This window comes from Fundidesulfovibrio sp. YSD1 (assembly GCF_055397115.1).
Window position 1 is genome coordinate 294,475 of sequence record NZ_AP043666.1, and the last position, 15,776, is coordinate 310,250.

Annotated in this window: 16 protein-coding genes; 9 read left to right on the forward strand and 7 right to left on the reverse strand. The window is 66.6% G+C overall.

Annotated elements, in window-relative coordinates:
- Nucleotides 1–6: 6 nt before the first annotated feature.
- From ACZ5V4_RS01450 to lysA, 5 genes are all read left to right on the forward strand, one after another.
- Complete coding sequence (locus ACZ5V4_RS01450) at nucleotides 7–471, forward strand: TIGR00725 family protein (protein ID WP_464316403.1); 465 nt, start codon at nucleotides 7–9, stop codon at nucleotides 469–471.
- Nucleotides 471–971: an HIT family protein gene (locus ACZ5V4_RS01455; protein WP_464316404.1), complete on the forward strand. Its 501-nt coding sequence runs from the start codon at nucleotides 471–473 to the stop codon at nucleotides 969–971. The genes ACZ5V4_RS01450 and ACZ5V4_RS01455 overlap by 1 nt, the downstream gene beginning before the upstream one ends.
- 14 nt (nucleotides 972–985) lie before the next feature.
- Complete coding sequence (locus ACZ5V4_RS01460; protein WP_464316405.1) at nucleotides 986–1,363, forward strand: LapA family protein; 378 nt, start codon at nucleotides 986–988, stop codon at nucleotides 1,361–1,363.
- A 151-nt stretch (nucleotides 1,364–1,514) separates the two neighbouring features.
- Complete coding sequence (gene mutS, locus ACZ5V4_RS01465) at nucleotides 1,515–4,211, forward strand: DNA mismatch repair protein MutS (protein ID WP_464316406.1); 2,697 nt, start codon at nucleotides 1,515–1,517, stop codon at nucleotides 4,209–4,211.
- A 4-nt stretch (nucleotides 4,212–4,215) separates the two neighbouring features.
- Nucleotides 4,216–5,460, forward strand: a complete 1,245-nt coding sequence (lysA, locus tag ACZ5V4_RS01470; RefSeq protein WP_464316407.1) for a diaminopimelate decarboxylase — start codon at nucleotides 4,216–4,218, stop codon at nucleotides 5,458–5,460.
- Between the two features lie 176 nt (nucleotides 5,461–5,636).
- Here lysA and ACZ5V4_RS01475 read toward each other — a convergent pair whose 3' ends face one another.
- From ACZ5V4_RS01475 to ACZ5V4_RS01495, 5 genes are all read right to left on the reverse strand, one after another.
- Nucleotides 5,637–6,242: a TapB family protein gene (locus tag ACZ5V4_RS01475; RefSeq protein WP_464316408.1), complete on the reverse strand. Its 606-nt coding sequence runs from the start codon at nucleotides 6,240–6,242 to the stop codon at nucleotides 5,637–5,639.
- 109 nt (nucleotides 6,243–6,351) lie between these two features.
- The gene (locus ACZ5V4_RS01480; RefSeq protein WP_464316409.1) at nucleotides 6,352–6,837 is read right to left on the reverse strand and encodes a hypothetical protein; all 486 of its coding nucleotides are present in this window, start codon (nucleotides 6,835–6,837) and stop codon (nucleotides 6,352–6,354) included.
- A gap of 150 nt (nucleotides 6,838–6,987) precedes the next feature.
- Nucleotides 6,988–7,275: a HigA family addiction module antitoxin gene (locus ACZ5V4_RS01485; protein WP_464316410.1), complete on the reverse strand. Its 288-nt coding sequence runs from the start codon at nucleotides 7,273–7,275 to the stop codon at nucleotides 6,988–6,990.
- A 132-nt stretch (nucleotides 7,276–7,407) separates the two neighbouring features.
- Entirely contained in the window at nucleotides 7,408–7,695 is a 288-nt protein-coding gene (locus tag ACZ5V4_RS01490; protein WP_464316411.1) for a type II toxin-antitoxin system RelE/ParE family toxin, read from the reverse strand.
- Between the two features lie 146 nt (nucleotides 7,696–7,841).
- Nucleotides 7,842–9,041 carry an aminopeptidase gene (locus tag ACZ5V4_RS01495; protein ID WP_464316412.1) on the reverse strand — a complete coding sequence of 400 codons (1,200 nt, stop codon included), beginning with the start codon at nucleotides 9,039–9,041 and terminating at the stop codon, nucleotides 7,842–7,844.
- Between the two features lie 171 nt (nucleotides 9,042–9,212).
- Between ACZ5V4_RS01495 and infA the strand changes: the two genes are divergently transcribed.
- Together infA and ACZ5V4_RS01505 are read left to right on the forward strand one after the other, a co-directional pair.
- Nucleotides 9,213–9,431 (forward strand): translation initiation factor IF-1, encoded by a 219-nt coding sequence (gene infA, locus ACZ5V4_RS01500; protein ID WP_027190819.1) that lies wholly within the window; start codon nucleotides 9,213–9,215, stop codon nucleotides 9,429–9,431.
- A gap of 124 nt (nucleotides 9,432–9,555) precedes the next feature.
- Complete coding sequence (locus tag ACZ5V4_RS01505) at nucleotides 9,556–10,680, forward strand: PQQ-dependent sugar dehydrogenase (protein WP_464316413.1); 1,125 nt, start codon at nucleotides 9,556–9,558, stop codon at nucleotides 10,678–10,680.
- A 267-nt stretch (nucleotides 10,681–10,947) separates the two neighbouring features.
- Here the strand turns inward: ACZ5V4_RS01505 and ACZ5V4_RS01510 are convergent, their stop codons facing one another.
- Entirely contained in the window at nucleotides 10,948–12,558 is a 1,611-nt protein-coding gene (locus ACZ5V4_RS01510) for an MBL fold metallo-hydrolase RNA specificity domain-containing protein (protein WP_464316414.1), read from the reverse strand.
- Between the two features lie 82 nt (nucleotides 12,559–12,640).
- Between ACZ5V4_RS01510 and ACZ5V4_RS01515 the strand changes: the two genes are divergently transcribed.
- Nucleotides 12,641–13,108, forward strand: coding sequence for a GNAT family N-acetyltransferase (locus tag ACZ5V4_RS01515; protein WP_464316415.1), 468 nt, complete (start codon nucleotides 12,641–12,643; stop codon nucleotides 13,106–13,108).
- A 135-nt stretch (nucleotides 13,109–13,243) separates the two neighbouring features.
- Nucleotides 13,244–13,903: a MarC family protein gene (locus ACZ5V4_RS01520; RefSeq protein WP_464316416.1), complete on the forward strand. Its 660-nt coding sequence runs from the start codon at nucleotides 13,244–13,246 to the stop codon at nucleotides 13,901–13,903.
- 204 nt (nucleotides 13,904–14,107) lie between these two features.
- On the opposite strand, the gene pgm is transcribed toward ACZ5V4_RS01520, so the two are convergent.
- The gene (gene pgm / locus ACZ5V4_RS01525) at nucleotides 14,108–15,757 is read right to left on the reverse strand and encodes a phosphoglucomutase (alpha-D-glucose-1,6-bisphosphate-dependent) (protein ID WP_464316417.1); all 1,650 of its coding nucleotides are present in this window, start codon (nucleotides 15,755–15,757) and stop codon (nucleotides 14,108–14,110) included.
- Nucleotides 15,758–15,776 lie beyond the last annotated feature (19 nt).

Here is a 15,776-nt window from a genome sequence, read left to right on the forward strand (position 1 = left end):
AATAGGATGAAAAAAAGAATCTCCGTGATCGGCGCGGGCTCCTGCGGCCCCCTGACCGAAGCCGTGGCCGAACGGCTCGGCCGACTCATCGCCGAAAACGGGTTCGACCTGGTCTGCGGCGGGCGCATGGGCGTGCAGCGCGCGGCCTGCCGGGGCGCGAAATCCGCGGGCGGGCTCACCGTCGGCATCCTTCCCGGGCTCGATTTCTCCCAGGCCAACGAATTCGTGGACGTGCCCGTGATCACGGGCCTGGGCCACATGCGCAACTTCCTGGTGGTCAAGAACGGAGACGTGGCCGTGGCCGTTGAAGGCGGCTCGGGCACGCTCTCCGAGATCGGCCTCGCGCTCAAGTCCGGCATCCCCGTGGTGGCCATCGGCCGCTGGGCAGGCCTCGACGGGGTCCATCCCGCTTCGGACGCCGACGAGGCCATCGAGGCCGCCCTGCGTATCCTCGGGAGCCGGGAGAACTGATGGACGTGCTCTGGGCTCCCTGGCGCATGCAGTACATCCTGGGCCCCAAGCCCGATTCCTGCGTGTTCTGCATCCCGGAGCACACCGGGGAGGACCGCGAGCGCCTGGTGCTCGCGCGCGCCCGGTTCAACTACGTGATAATGAACAAGTATCCCTACAACAGCGGGCACCTGATGGTCTGCCCGTACAGGCACGTGAGCTGCCTGACCGAGCTCACCCCCGAGGAGGGCTCCGAGGCCATGGCCGCGGTGCAGGCCTGCACGGCCATCCTCAAGGAGGCTTTCAGGCCCCACGGGATAAACGTGGGCCTGAACCTGGGCGAGGCCGCCGGTTCGGGCATAGCGGCGCACATGCACTTCCAGCTGGTGCCGCGCTGGAACGGCGACAACTCGTTCATGGCGGTGTTCGGCGAGACCCACGTGATCCCCGAGCTTCTGCTCGAGACATACGACAGGATAAAACCGCGCTTCCTGGGCGCGGCCCCATTCATAAACATCTGACGAGGGAGGCGGGTATGCGTTTCATCAAATTCGTGCTGCTTGTGCTGTTCTTCCTGTTCTTCATGGTGTTCTTCGTTCAGAACCAGGCGCAGCTCTCCGCCGCGCTCGAACTGAAGTTCAGCCTCTTCAACCTGAACTGGCAGGCCCAGCCCATGCCGTTCTACCTGGTTGTGCTGATCTTCTTCGTCCTGGGCGCGCTCTTCAGCACGGTCTTCTTCGTCATCGACCGCATCCGCGTGGGTTCCATCTGCCGCGAGGCCCAGTCCAAGGCCAAGAGCCTCCAGTCCGAACTGGACGCCCAGAAGGCCAAGCCGGGCATCTCCACGTTCACTCCGGCCCCCGCCGCCAGCCCGACTCCCGCCGCCCCCGCAGCCGAAGAGGCCAAGTCCTGATCGTTTCAGGCGCCTGCCATGTGGATACGGCCGGACGCGCGAACGCGTCCGGCCTTTTTTTCCCGGTTGACGTGGCAAAAATGTCCGTGCAAGGTGTCTTCATGCCCGCACAGGCTTTTATTCACAAAATCGTAAAAAAGACCTCCGCGCGATGAGCACCATCAAGCTCACCCCCATGCTCGAGCACTACCTGTCGATCAAGGGCGAACACCCTGATTGCCTGCTCATGTACCGCATGGGGGACTTCTACGAAATGTTCTTCGAGGACGCCGAGGTGGCCGCGCGCGAGCTCCAGATCGCGCTCACCTCGCGCGACAAGAACTCCGACGCGCCCGTGCCCATGTGCGGCGTGCCCCACCACGCCCTGGCCACCTACGCCAGCCAGCTCATCGACAAGGGCTACAAGGTCGCCGTCTGCGACCAGGTGGAAGACCCCAGGCAGGCCAAGGGCCTGGTCAAGCGCGAGGTCACTCGAGTGCTCACCCCGGGTACCGTGGTGGAGGACATCAACCTCCAGGCCAAGGAGAGCAACTACCTGGCCGCCCTCTTCTGGGAGCCGGAGGAGCGCGCGGGCGGCGTGGCCTGGATCGAGTTCTCCACGGGCGAATGGTCAGGGCTCTTCGGGCGCGACGAGGCCCTGCTCTGGCAGTGGGTGGAGAAGCTCGGCCCCCGCGAGCTCCTGCTGCCCGACATGAAGAACCCGCCCCGGCACCTGCCCGAGCTCGGCATCCAGATCACCCGCTACCCGCTCAAGCCGCATTTCGACCTGGCCACGGCCTCCAGGCGCGTGCTCGAAGCTCAGAAGGTGGCCTCGCTCTCTGCGCTGGACGTGGACGACAAGCCCCAGTTGGTGCGGGCCATGGGCGCGCTGCTCTCCTACCTGGAGCAGACCCAGAAGCAGCGGCTCGGGCACCTCTCGAATTTCAGGCCCGTGAACCTGAGCCGCCACCTGCTGGTGGACGAGGTCACGGAGCGCAACCTGGAGATCTTCCGCCGCCTGGACGGCCGCAAGGGCCCCGGAACGCTTCTCCACGTGCTGGACCGCACCGTCACCCCCATGGGGGGGCGCCTCCTGGAAACCAGGCTGCGCCAGCCTTGGGTGGATCTCGACACCATCACCGCCCAGCAGGAAGCCGTGCGCTTCTTCTTCAAGGAGGACGCCCTGCGCGAGGCCGTGCGCTCGTCCCTGGACGACGTCTACGACCTGGAGCGCCTCTCCACGCGCATCTTCCTGGGCCGGGCCACGCCCAAGGACTTCCTGGCCCTGCGCCACAGCCTCTCGGCCCTGCCCGGGCTGCACGGGCTTCTCGTGCGCGACGGGCTCGCTGGGGAGAGCTTCTCCACCGAGAAGCCCAAGGCCCTGGGCAAGGAGCTCTCCTCCTGGGACAGCCTGGAGGACGTGCGTGAGCTCCTGCTCTCGGCCCTGGCGGACACGCCCCCGGCCGTGATCACCGAGGGCGGGCTCTTCAGGGCCGGGTTCGACCCCAAGCTCGACGAACTCATGGAACTCACCGAGCACGGCGAGGGCAAGCTCAAGGAACTCCTGGAAAAGGAGCAGCTCGAGAACTCCCTGCCCAAGTTGAAGCTCGGCTACAACCGGGTCTTCGGCTACTATTTCGAGTTGACGCGCGCCTCGGGACAGCCTCCGGAGCACTTCGAGCGCCGCCAGACCCTGGCCAACGCCGAGCGCTACGTCACCCCGGAACTCAAGTCCCTGGAGGACCGCCTGCTCTCGGCCAGCGAGCGCCGCAAGGAGCTCGAGTACCGCCTGTTCGGGGAACTGCGCGAGCGGGTGGCCCAGGCCCAGCCGCGCTTCAAGGCCATGGCCCGCACGCTCTCGCGCCTGGACTACTGGCAGGCCCTGGCCGACGCGGCCCGCCGCTGGGAGTGGACGCGCCCCGCCCTGCACCAGGGCCTGGACATCGTCATCCAGGCGGGGCGCCACCCGGCCGTGGAGGCCGTGCAGGGCCCGGCCAACTACATCCCGAGCGACCTGCACCTGACCGGCGACACCCGCCTGCTGCTCATCACCGGCCCGAACATGGCGGGCAAGTCCACGGTGCTCAGGCAGGTGGCCATCATGGCGCTCCTGGCCCAGATCGGCTCCTACGTTCCGGCGGCCAAGGCCCAGATCGGCATAACCGACCGGATATTCTCGCGCGTCGGCGCTTCCGACAACCTGGCCCAGGGCCAGTCCACCTTCATGGTGGAGATGATGGAGACCGCGCGCATCCTGCGCCAGGCCACGCGCAGGAGCCTGGTGATCCTGGACGAGATCGGCCGGGGCACGTCCACCTTCGACGGCCTAGCCCTGGCCTGGGCCGTGGTGGAGGACCTCTGCGGCAGGGGCCGCAAGCCCGACTCCAGGGAGGTGGGCGGCATCCGCACGCTCTTCGCCACCCACTACCATGAGCTCACCCAGCTCGAGGGCAAGCTTCCGGGCTTGCGCAACGTGAACATAGCTGTAAAGGAATTCCGGGGGGACATCATCTTCCTGCGCAGGCTCGTGCCCGGGCCGTCGGACCGCAGCTACGGCATCGAGGTGGCCCGGCTCGCGGGCGTGCCCGGCCGGGTGGTGCAGCGGGCCAAGGACGTGCTCGCGGGGCTCGAGAAGAAGGCCCGCGACGCCAGGCAGTTCTCCCCGGCCGCGCCCAGGACCTGCCAGACGCTGCTGCCGGGGATGCCGGTGAAGGACGGCGAGGGGCGCGAAGAAGCCCCGCAAGAACACCCACTGATCGAGGAACTAAAGCGAATCCAACTGGATACGATAACCCCGCTCGACGCGCTGAACATCCTGGGCGAACTCAAGTCCAGGTGGAGCGGGGACACGAATACTCAAGGAGACTAGCCCCATGCATTTCTTCGAGTACAAGGACGGACAGCTCTTCGCCGAGGGCGTCCCCGCCGCCGAGCTGGCCAAGAAGTACGGCACGCCGCTCTACGTCTACTCCGCCGCCACCCTGCGCCGCCACTTCCAGGCCTTCGACTCCGCCTTCGACGGCTTGGCGCACCTCACCTGCTACTCGGTGAAGGCCAACTCCAACGTGAACCTGCTCAAGCTGCTCAAGGACTGCGGCGCGGGCATGGACATCGTCTCCGGGGGCGAGCTGCACCGCGCCCTGGCAGCCGGGGTGCCCGCCTCCAAGATCGTCTACTCCGGCGTGGGCAAGCGCGCGGACGAGATCCGCCAGGCCCTGGCCGCCGACATCCTGATGTTCAACGTGGAGTCCATGGGCGAGCTGGAGCGCATCTCCGCCGTGGCCTCGGACATGGGCAAGACCGCGCGCATCAGCCTGCGCATCAACCCCGACGTGGACCCCAAGACCCACCCCTACATCTCCACGGGGCTCAAGAAGAACAAGTTCGGCCTGGACATCGAGCAGTCCCTGGCCGCCTACTCCCGCGCCGTGACCCTGCCCGGCATCGAACCCGTGGGCATCGACTGCCACATCGGCTCGCAGCTGACCACCCTGGAGCCCTTCCTGGAGGCCCTGGACAGGATCATCCGCTTCTACGACCGCCTGAAGGCCATGGGCATCCGCATCGAATACCTCGACCTGGGCGGGGGCCTGGGCATCACCTACAACGAGGAAGAGCCCCCCCACCCCACCGAGTTCGGCAAGGCCCTGGTCAGCGTGCTCAAGGACCACCCCATGACGCTCATCCTGGAGCCCGGGCGCGTCATCGCGGGCAACTCCGGCATCCTGCTCACCGAGGTGGTCTACACCAAGAAGACCCCGTCCAAGAGCTTCGTCATCGTGGACGCGGCCATGAACGACTTGGTGCGCCCCTCGCTCTACGGCTCCTTCCACGCCATCAGGGAGGTGGAACCCAAGGGGCGCCCGGACGTGAACGTGGACGTGGTCGGCCCCATCTGCGAATCCGGCGACTTCCTCGCCCGCGACCGCGACCTGCCCGGCGTGGAGCAGGGCGAACTGCTGGCCGTGTTCTCGGCCGGGGCCTACGGCTTCACCATGTCCTCCAACTACAACTCCAGGCCCCGCGCGGCCGAGGTGATCGTGGACGGAGACAAGGCGACCCTGGCCCGCAGGCGCGAGACCTACGACGACCTGATCGCGCTTGAAAAGAACGGCTGAGTTTCAGGGGATCAAGAGAAAAGCTAAGAGGCGCGCCCTAGGGCGCGCCTCTTCTTTTGGGAGATTCACGAGCGGGGCGCTGCCCCGCGCCCCGGCAGGACTCCGTCCTGCACCTGCCAGGGAGATGATCCCCCTGGACCCTCGATTGCTTCGCGCCGGGAAGGGGCCAGCCAGGCCTAACGCCGCCCGAAACGTTCCAGCACGGCGGAGTTGTCGTGGGTGTCCACGATGCGCACGAAATAGCCCACCTCGGGCGCGTACCACATGCGGTAGCTGCCGCTCCAGCCGGTGTCGTTCTTCTTGTTCACGCGGATGCGGAAGGCCTTGAAGGTCCCGGCCGGGACGCTCACCTCGTCCGCTCCCTCCACGGTCACGGTGTTCACGTAGTTCTGCGTGCCGCGCTTGGTGGACGTGCCCTGGGTGAAGGTACGCGTCTCGCCCACGGCCATGGGGAAGAAGAAGTAGGCGTCCTTGCCGCTCTCCACCGAGTAGGCGAGCAAGGCCCCGTTGGACTGCTTGACCGAGAAGTCCTTGTCCAGCCGGGCGGACTTGGCCGGGTCGCCGTCGCCCACGAGCACGATCTCGTCGCCCACGGAGGCGACCTCCATGCGCTCGGCCAGGGCGAAAGGGCTCCTGGTCTTGCCGGAGAACACCCAGTAGTCCCCGGGCTTCCATTGCGGGGCCTGGGCGGGCGGCAGCGAGGCGATGGGTGCGGTCTTGGCTGCGCAGCCGGAGAGAAGCACGGCCGCCAGCAGCGCGAGGATGATCCGTCTGGGGTGCATGTGGCCTCCGGGCCGCACGGCTTCGCCGACGCGGCTGGTTTCTGGTTTCCGGGGCGGCACTACGGAAAAGGCCGCCCGGAAAAAACCGGGCGGCCTTTCGGCTCGAATCCTAGTCGGTCTCGGCGGCCTTCTGCTCGGCGGCCAACTCGTCGGGGCTCATGCTCCACCAGGGCATGCCGTCCTTGGTACGGCGCACCTTGAGCTGCTTGTCGTCGTCCTTCTTCACCTTGGAGGCGATGACCACGTCCTTGCCGCCCACGGTGGCCCACACGCCGTAGACCTTCACGGAGTCGCCCTTGCGCAGGCCCACGGAGTCGAGGTTCACGAAATCCTTGGGGCCGAGGTGCACGGTCTCGGCCTTGTTGTCCTTCTTGTCGCGCACGACGAGGCCCACGCCCTTGGCCATGCCGGGCATCGGCGTGATCTCGATGACGTCCTCCACGCGCCCCTTGAAGGAATCGGTCTCCTTGGCGTCGTAGAACTTGTCGTAGGCTCCGCCCTTTTCCCAGCCCTTGACGTCGGCGGCGAAGGCCACGGCGCCCAGGCAGAGCACGGCCAGGGCTGCGAAGAGAGAGGCACGGATAGAGAATCTCATGTTTCCTCCGGAACGGTTTTTCGGCAGTTCGCTTAGTTATATCCGTCGCCCCGGGGTGTAAAGATGCCGCGCGAAAAGAAACGCCCGGCCTATCGGCCGGGCGTTCGGGGATGCCTGTACGCGGATCCGGCCCGCCCTCCATCGCCAGGATCAGGCGACTTCCCTGAGCGGCCGGATGGCCTCGATTTCAGCCGCGTGCTCCTGCATGGCCTGGTCGAGTTCGTACGTTTTCTGAAGGTTCATCCAAAACCCGGCCGAAGTGCCGAACGCCCTCCCGAGGCGTAGTGCGGTGTCGGCAGTGATCGCTCTCTTTCCCTTCAGGATTTGCGAGATGCGATTCGGGGGCACGTTCAGCCGTTCGGCCAGTTGGGTTCCGTTCATTCCGATGAACTCCAGTTCATCCGCCAGGATGGTCCCTGGATGGATCGGGGTGCGCATTGCTTTGCCCTCTATAGCTATCTATCTGATAATAATGAGTTTATACGAGCGCTCTCGTGGCCTTTAGTGGCCGTTCCCTGCTCTACTATACGCGAATCGAATTCAGTCATTCTCGGGCATGCGCCAACCGGATCAGTGATAATCCACTATCTCGACGTTTTCCGGACCCGGGTCATCCGGTCCCCAGGTGAAGCAAATCCTCCATTGCATGTTGATGCTGATGCTGAACTGCCCTTGCCTGTCTCCGGAGAGCGCCTCGAAACGGTTGCTCGGCAACACCATGAGATCGTGAATGTTCTCGGCGGCGGCGAGGATTCTTCCCCTCTTCTCCGCCTGTTTGCGGAATCCACTGAACTTCTTGTCGCAGTTTCCGTCCTTGAGGAGCGCTTCAGTCTTTTTGCACGCGTAACTTCGAATCATGTTCCTCCTCGATCCGACTGCCTACCGCACGGCAAGTCACATATTAAGCATTGTACGCGAGACGTCAAGCGTAAATCACCCATAAAAAAGCGGCGGGCCGTCAACCGGCCCGCCGCCCTCGGAATCACACGAAAAAAGCCCGGCGCCTAGACCGCGAACTGGCCGTCCTCGTAGATCACCAGCGAGCCGCCGCCCTTGAGCTTGGCGGTCACGCGCTTGCGCTCGGTGTTCACCAGGTCCCAGTGCAGGGCGGAGTCGTTGAAGCCCAGCTCCGCCTTGCGGGCCTCGGTCAGGGTGGCGGGGTCGCCGTCGTAGGTGTCGGAGTAGGAGCTGCCCAGGGCCACGTGGCAGTTGCCCCACTCGCCGCCGTAGTTCTCGTCGAAGAGGGTGTTGGCCATGAAGCGGTCGATCTGGGAGAAGCGCCGGTCCGTGAGCGAGAACTCGCCCAGCTTGTTCGCGCCCCCGTCCATGGCCACCTGCTTCTTCACGAAGTCCTCGCCTTCCTGGGCCTTCACGTCCACCACCTCGCCCTTCCTGAACTCCAGGCGCACGCCCTTGACCAGGTTGCCGTTGCGGTAGGACGGCTGGTCCGCGAAATAGACGCCCTCGGTGCCGCGCCAATCGGGCGAGGTGAACAGCTCGAAGCTCGGGATGTTGTGGCCGGAGATGCCCTTGAAGCGCCGGTGCTCTCCGGGCGTGACCGTGAGGTCCACGTTGTCGGACTCCACCCGCCAGGACTCCACCTGCATGGCGTTCAGCCAGTTCTTGATGCGTGTGGACTCGGTGAAGATGGTGCGCCACTCGGCGATGGGGTCCTTGGCGCGCAGGTGGCAGGCCTTGATGACCTGCTCGGTGAACTCCTTCTTGGTCAGCCCGGCGCAGCGGGCGTATTCGTCCGTGGGGTACACGCACAGGGTCCAGCCGAAGTCGCCCACTTCCTCGCGCTTGACCAGGATGTCGCGGTAGGGCTTGCGCGCGATGGCGGTCTGGGCGATGCGCTTGGGGTCGATGCAGGAGAGGTGCGTCAGGTTGTCGGGCGCGATGACGTAGACCGCGCCGTGCAGGTTCTCGAAAAGCTCCTTGGTGCCGGGCGCGATGAAGGCGAGCTGACCGTCGCTGGCCTTCTGGTAGAAGTCCAGCTCCATGTGCGAGGTGAAGGACAGGCGCGGCACCACGTTGATGCCCTTGTCCACCAGCTTGGCGAACAGGCACTCCGCCAGCTTGAGCCCCGCCAGGTCGAACTGGACGAGGACGTTGTCGCCGGGCTTGTAGGGGTTGGGGCGGGAGGTGGTCAGGCCCCAGAGCAGGACGTCGGCGTATTTGTCAATCAATTTGGGTGTCAGCACTGTGATCGGGCTCCGTGGAGAATGTTGCGGCCGTACCCGGGATGTGCCCAAATCGGGGCGGCTTGTAAAGCGCGGCCGCCCGGCGCGGCACGGCTTGCACGGGCCTGCGCTTGATGCGCGCGGCGAAATAGGATATAGGGCGCTGCTTCACGAGCTCTAAGGAGGCGGCAAATGCCAAAGGAAGACGCCATCGAGGTGGACGGCACCGTCCAGGAAGCCCTCCCCAACGCCATGTTCCGGGTGGAACTGGAGAACGGGCACGAGGTGCTGGCGCACATCTCCGGCAAGATGCGCAAATTCTACATCCGCATTCTCCCCGGCGACAAGGTCAAGGTGGAGCTTTCCCCCTACGACCTCAGCCGCGGCCGCATCACCTACCGCATGAAATAGGCCTCCCGGAAAACAGCGCCTTCCTTCCCCCACCTTTCCGACCCGGCGACCGGCTCCCCGTTCTTGCGCGCGGGCCGCGCTCTGGTATGGTCGCGGCACCATCCGTCCTTCGAGGAGCCGCACCGTGCTGAACCGCGACACGAGAAGTCCGCGCCCCCGCTTGTGGCTCGTGGCCGCCCTGGCCACGCTGGCGGGCATGCTGACCGGGCTCGGCCCCGCGTATTGCGCCAGGTCCAATCTGGCGGCCATCAAGCTTCCGCCCGGGTTTTCCATCCAGGTTTACGCCGAAGTGCCGGGGGCCCGCTCCATGGCGCTCGGAGCCAGGGGCACGGTCTTCGTGGGCACCCGCGACGCGGGCAAGGTCTACGCCGTGACCGGGCGCGACCCCGGAAGCGTCACCGTGCGCGTTATCGCCTCGGGGCTGACGGAACCCAACGGCGTGGCCTTCCGGGACGGCGACCTCTACGTGGCCGCCATAGACAAAATCCTGCGCTTTCGCGACATCGAGAACCGCCTGGACACCCCGCCAAAGCCCGAGCGCGTGCCCGCCAGCCTGCCAAGCGACAGGCACCACGGCTGGAAGTACATCGCCTTCGGCCCGGACGGGAAACTCTACGTGCCCGTGGGCGCGCCCTGCAACGCCTGCCGCCGCGATCCGCCCTACGACACCATCCAGCGCCTGGACACCGCCACCGGCCGCCAGGAGACCTTCGCCCGGGGCATCCGCAACACCGTGGGCTTCGACTGGCACCCGCGGACAGGAGAGCTGTGGTTCACGGAAAACGGCCGTGACTGGCTGGGCGACGACGTGCCGCCGGACAGCCTGAACCGAGCGCCCGCGCCGGGGCTCGATTTCGGCTACCCTTCCTGCAACGCGGGCCAGCCCGACCCGGAGTTCGGCAAGGGCGCGGACTGCTCGCGCTTCGCCCCCAACGCCGCGCTCATCCAGGCCCACAGCGCGCCCCTGGGCATGAAGTTCTACACGGGCGGCATGTTCCCCAAAGAATACCGCGACCGTATCTTCGTGGCCGAGCACGGCTCCTGGAACCGCTCCACGCCGGTGGGCTACCAAGTGGCCGTGGCCACGGCCAACGCGGACGGCACGGCGGGCTACGAGCCCTTCGCCACGGGCTGGCTTCAGGGAAAGTCCGCCTGGGGGCGGCCCGTGGACGTGCTGGTGATGCCGGACGGCGCGCTCCTGGTCAGCGACGACCGGGCCGGGCTGCTCTACCGGATAACCTACAAGTAGCCCAATGCTCCTCGGGGGGGCGCTGCCTCCCCCCCACCGGCAGGGGCATGATGCCCCTGCACCCGCGGGTAGCTTCGCGTCGATCACCGGTTGCGTGAAAATCGGCCGCCCGGCTGCCTGGAAGCTTGCTTCCAGGCAGCCGGGCGGCCATTTCATGGTTCTGGTGAAACCCACGAAGCTCTCGCCGGGTCCAGGGGCAGGCACTGCCCTTGGTGGGTCGAGGGCAAAGCCCTCGCGGGGCGCGGGGCAGCGCCCCGCTCCTCCGTCTTAGGTCTGCGAGATGAGTTCCATCAGGTCCTTGTTCACTTCCAGCAGGCGGTCGCGCAGTTCCACCTGGTCCACCCAGGGGCGTGCCGAGACCTTGCCCATGCGCTGCCTGAGCAGGACGAACTTGCTTTCGGTGTCGGCGAGCAGGAACTCCCAGTCCACGCGGGGCAGGGCGTGCTCGGTATCCAGGGTGACGGCCGTGGCCACGCCGGGCTTGAGGGTGCATTCCTCGAGGTATTCGGGCTTGTGCACCTTGAAGCCGTAGCGCGACTCGATGAGCCCGGCCAGGGTGTCGATGGCTCCGTTTTCGCCGTGGATCAGGAACACCTCCATGCCGTTGGGCTTGAAGTGCCTGAGCCATTCGAGGATCTGGCTCTGGCCCGCGTGGGCGGAGAAGCCGCCGATGGTCCAGATCCTGGCGGCCACCTGCACGTCCTCGCCCAGGATCTTGATGGACTTGGCCCCGTCCACGATCTTGCGCCCGGGCGTGCCCTGGCCCTGGTAGCCAACGAAGACCACGCTCGCGCCCTTGCGCCAGAGGTTGTGGCGCAGGTGATGCTTCACGCGGCCCGCGTTGCACATGCCGCTGGCCGAGATGACCACGGCCGGGCCTTCGGACGTGTTGATGGAGCGCGACTCGTCGGCCGTGAGGGTGAACTTGATGTTGGGCAGGCTGAAGGGGTCCTCTCCAGACTTGATCAGGCTGGCGATCTCGGGGTCCATGTACTCAGGGTGCTGGCGGAAGACCTCGGTGGCGCGGATTGCCAGGGGGCTGTCCACGTACACGGGCATGTCGCGCGGCAGCTTTCCGGCCTTGGAGAGCATGTGCAGCGAGTAGAGCACCTCCTGGGTGCGCTCCACCGCGAAGGCCGGGATGATCACCTTCTCGCCGTGGGCGTAGGAATAGGAGATGGCCTCGGCCAGTTCGTCCAGGCTTGACCCCAGGTCCTTGTGGTCGCGGTCGCCGTAGGTGGACTCCAGGAAGAGGTAGTTCGCGTCCCCCGTGGTGGTGGTCGGGTCCTTGATGATCATCTGGTCCGGCCTGCCCAGGTCGCCGGAAAAGACGAGCTTGTTGGTGCTGCCGTTCTCGGTGATCCACAGCTCGATGAAGGCCGAGCCCAGGATGTGCCCGGCGTCGCGGTAGATCACCTTCACGCCGGGAGCGGGCTCGAAGGGCTCGTTGTAGGTGACCACCTGCATCATGGGCATCACGGCGGTGGCGTCGGCCTGGGTGTAGAGCGGCTCGATGGGCTTGCCGCCGCGCCTGGCGTTCTTGCGGTTGGCCCACTCGGCCTCCATCTCCTGGATGTGGGCGCTGTCCTGGAGCATGAGCCACAGGAGGTCCTTGGTGGCGGAGGTGACGAACACCTTGCCCGAGAACCCGTGGCGGACCATGCGCGGCAAAAGCCCGGAGTGGTCCATGTGCGCGTGGGTGACGAGAAAGAAGTCTATCTTGCGCGGCTGGTAGACGGAGACGTCCAGGTTGCGGGCCTCGATCTCGCGGTTGCCCTGGTGCAGGCCGCAGTCGATGGCGAAGCGGACGCCGCCGGTCTCCAGCACGTAGCACGAGCCCGTGACGGTCTTGGCCGCGCCCAGAAACTTGATCTTCATGCGACTCCTCGGCAGTTTACGGTTGCGTGGCGACAGGGAGCGAACGCTACACCAATGCCAAGAGGATTCCAAGGAGGGCCGGGTGGTCGAACTGATCGAGGCGACGAGAGGGGATTTGCTCGGCGAGGTCCGGGCCTTGTTCAGGGAATACGCGGCGACGCTCGGCATCTCGCTGTGCTTCCAGGGCTTCGAGGAGGAGTTGGCCGGGCTGCCCGGGCGCTACGCCCCTCCCGGCGGGACGATCCTCGTGGCCTTGCGCGGCGGAGAACCGGCCGGATGCGTGGCCATGCGCCCGCTGGACGAGCGCGGGGTCTGCGAGATGAAGCGGCTCTACGTGCGCGAGAACGCCCGTGGCCTGGGCCTGGGCGGGATGCTGGCCCGGACGGTGATCGAAAACGCCAGGCTGGCGGGATACGCGCGCATGCGCCTGGATACACTGCCCGCCATGAAGGCCGCCATGGCCATGTACGAAAGGCTGGAGTTCAAGGACATCGCGCCCTACTGCCACAACCCGCACGAGGGCGTGCGCTACATGGAGCTCGTCCTGTGAAGGCTTGGGGCCGCCCGGGGCCTTGACGCGCGCCCGCCGGGGGATTAACGGCACGTTCCCCGTGCGCGAGCCGGGAAAACCTGCTAAACCGGCCCAAGACGAACCCGGCCGAGCCGACAAAGCGCGAAGCACCCCATGAACGAATTCCTGAACACATTCTTGCTGGTCTACGCGGCCCTCTTCCCCATCATCAACCCCGTGGGCAGCGCGCCCATCTTCCTGGGCATGACCCTGGACCGCACCGAGGAGGACCGCAAGGCCCTGGCCTGGCGCGTGGCGGTCAACGGGTTCTTCCTGCTCCTGAGCGCGTTGTTCGTGGGTTCGCACGTGCTGGAGTTCTTCGGCATCTCCATCCCCATCCTGCGCGTGGCGGGCGGCTCGGTGGTCACGGCCTTCGGCTGGAAGCTCCTGCACACGGGGTCAAAGCCCCGGGAGCACTCCCAGCCGGACGGCAACAGCCGCTCCATGGGGCTCGGCGACGCCTTCTACCCCCTGACCCTGCCGCTCACGGTGGGGCCGGGCTCGCTCTCGGTGGCCATCACCCTGGGCAGCCGCAGGCCCATGGGCGACGTGGACCTGACGCACATCGCGCTGCTCGGCCTGGCCGCCATGCTCGGGCTGGCCGCCATCTGCGCCACGGTGTACGTCTGCTTCCGCTTCGCCAGGAGGATCGTCTCCGGGCTGGGCGAGGCCGGGGTGAACGTGCTTTTGCGCCTGTCGGCGTTCATCCTGGTGTGCATCGGCATGGAGATCGTCTGGACGGGCATCCGGGAGCTCTCGGCGCTCTTGCGCTGAGCAGAGCGGGGCTTCGCCCCGGACCCCGGCAACGGCTTCGCGACTGTCACCGGCCGGGACGGGGCGGACGGTCCGCTCCCGGCAGCCCGTTCAAAAAACTCGCCGGCAAGGCGCGCGAAAGAGCCAAGCCCGACGCGTAGTTCGCATACGCGAGGGTTTGGCTCTTTCTCGCAAGGCAGTCAGCGAGGCTTTTTCAACGGGCCGCTACGCCCCGGCGGCTTTGAAGGCCTCGTCCAGCATGGCCTTGGCCTCGTCCTGGACGCGCCTCAAGTGCTCGGCGCCCTTGAAGCTCTCGGCGTAGATCTTGTAGATGGGCTCGGTGCCCGAAGGCCTGGCCGCGAACCAGCCGTTCTCCGCCACCACCTTGAGCCCGCCGATGCCAGCGCCGTTGGACGGGGCCTTGGTCAGCTTGGCGGTGATGGCCTCGCCCGCCAGGGTCGTGGCCGCAACCTTTTCAGGGGTCAGCGCGGCAAAGGCCTTCTTCTCGGCGTCGGTGATGGGCGCGTCGGTGCGCTCGTACACGGGCGAGCCGAAGCGCTCGGTGAGCTCACGGTAGTGCTTGTCCGGGGTCTTTCCCGTGACGGCCGTGATCTCGGCGGCCAGCAGGTCCATGATGATCCCGTCCTTGTCCGTGGTCCAGACCGTGCCGTCCTTGCGCAAAAACGACGCCCCTGCGCTCTCCTCGCCCCCGAAGCCCAGGTCCCCGGCCAGAAGCCCGTCCACGAACCACTTGAAGCCCACGGGCACCTCCCGGAGCGTGCGCTTAAGCGACGCGGCCACGCGGTCGATCATGGCGCTCGACACCAGGGTCTTGCCCACGGCCGCGTCCGCGCGCCACCCCGGCCTGTTCTGGAACAGGTACCAGATGGCGGTGGCGAGGTAGTGGTTGGGGTTCATGAGCCCGCCCGAGGGGGTGACGATGCCGTGGCGGTCGTAGTCCGGGTCGTTGCCGAAGGCCACGTCGTAGGAGTCCTTGTGCCCGATGAGCCCGGCCATGGCGTAGGGCGAGGAGCAATCCATGCGGATCTTGCCGTCGCGGTCCACGGTCATGAAGGAGAAGGTCGGGTCCACCACGTCGTTGGTCACGGTGATGTCGAGCTTGTGGCGCTCGGCCATGGGCCGCCAGTAGGCGATGCCCGAGCCGCCCAGGGGGTCCACGCCGATGCGCAGTCCGCTGGCCGCGATGGCGGCCATGTCGATGACCGAGGCGAGGTCGTCCACGTAGGGGGGCACGAAGTCGTGGGCCTTGACGCACGGGGCTTTGAGCGCGCGCTCGAAGGGGACGCGCTTCACGCCCTCCAGGCGCTTGGCCAGGTAGGCGTTGGCCATGGCCTGCACCTGGCCGGTGATGTCGGTGTCCGCCGGGCCGCCCGCGGGGGGGTTGTACTTGAAGCCGCCGTCCTGGGGCGGGTTGTGCGAGGGCGTGATCACGATGCCGTCGGCCAGGCCCGAGGCCCGGCCCCGGTTGTAGGTGAGGATGGCGTGGGAGATCACGGGGGTCGGCGTGTAGCCCTCCCAGTTCATGAGCGTGTCCACGCCGTTGGCCGCCAGCACCTCGAGGGCCGAAATCATGGCCGGGGCGGACAGGGCGTGGGTGTCCATGCCGATGAAGAGCGGCCCGTTGACGCCCATGGCCGCGCGGTAGTCGCAGATGGCCTGGGTGGTGGCCCAGATGTGGTCCTGGTTGAAGGTGCCGTTCAGGGACGTGCCCCTGTGGCCGGAGGTGCCGAAGGACACGGCCTGCCCGGGGTCGGCCGGGTCCGGCGCGAAGGCGTAGTAGGCGCTGACCAGTTTGGGGATGTCGACCAGCATGGAGCGCGGCGCGGGCTTGCCTGCCAGGGGATGCACGGACATGGGGCGTGGCTCCTTTGCT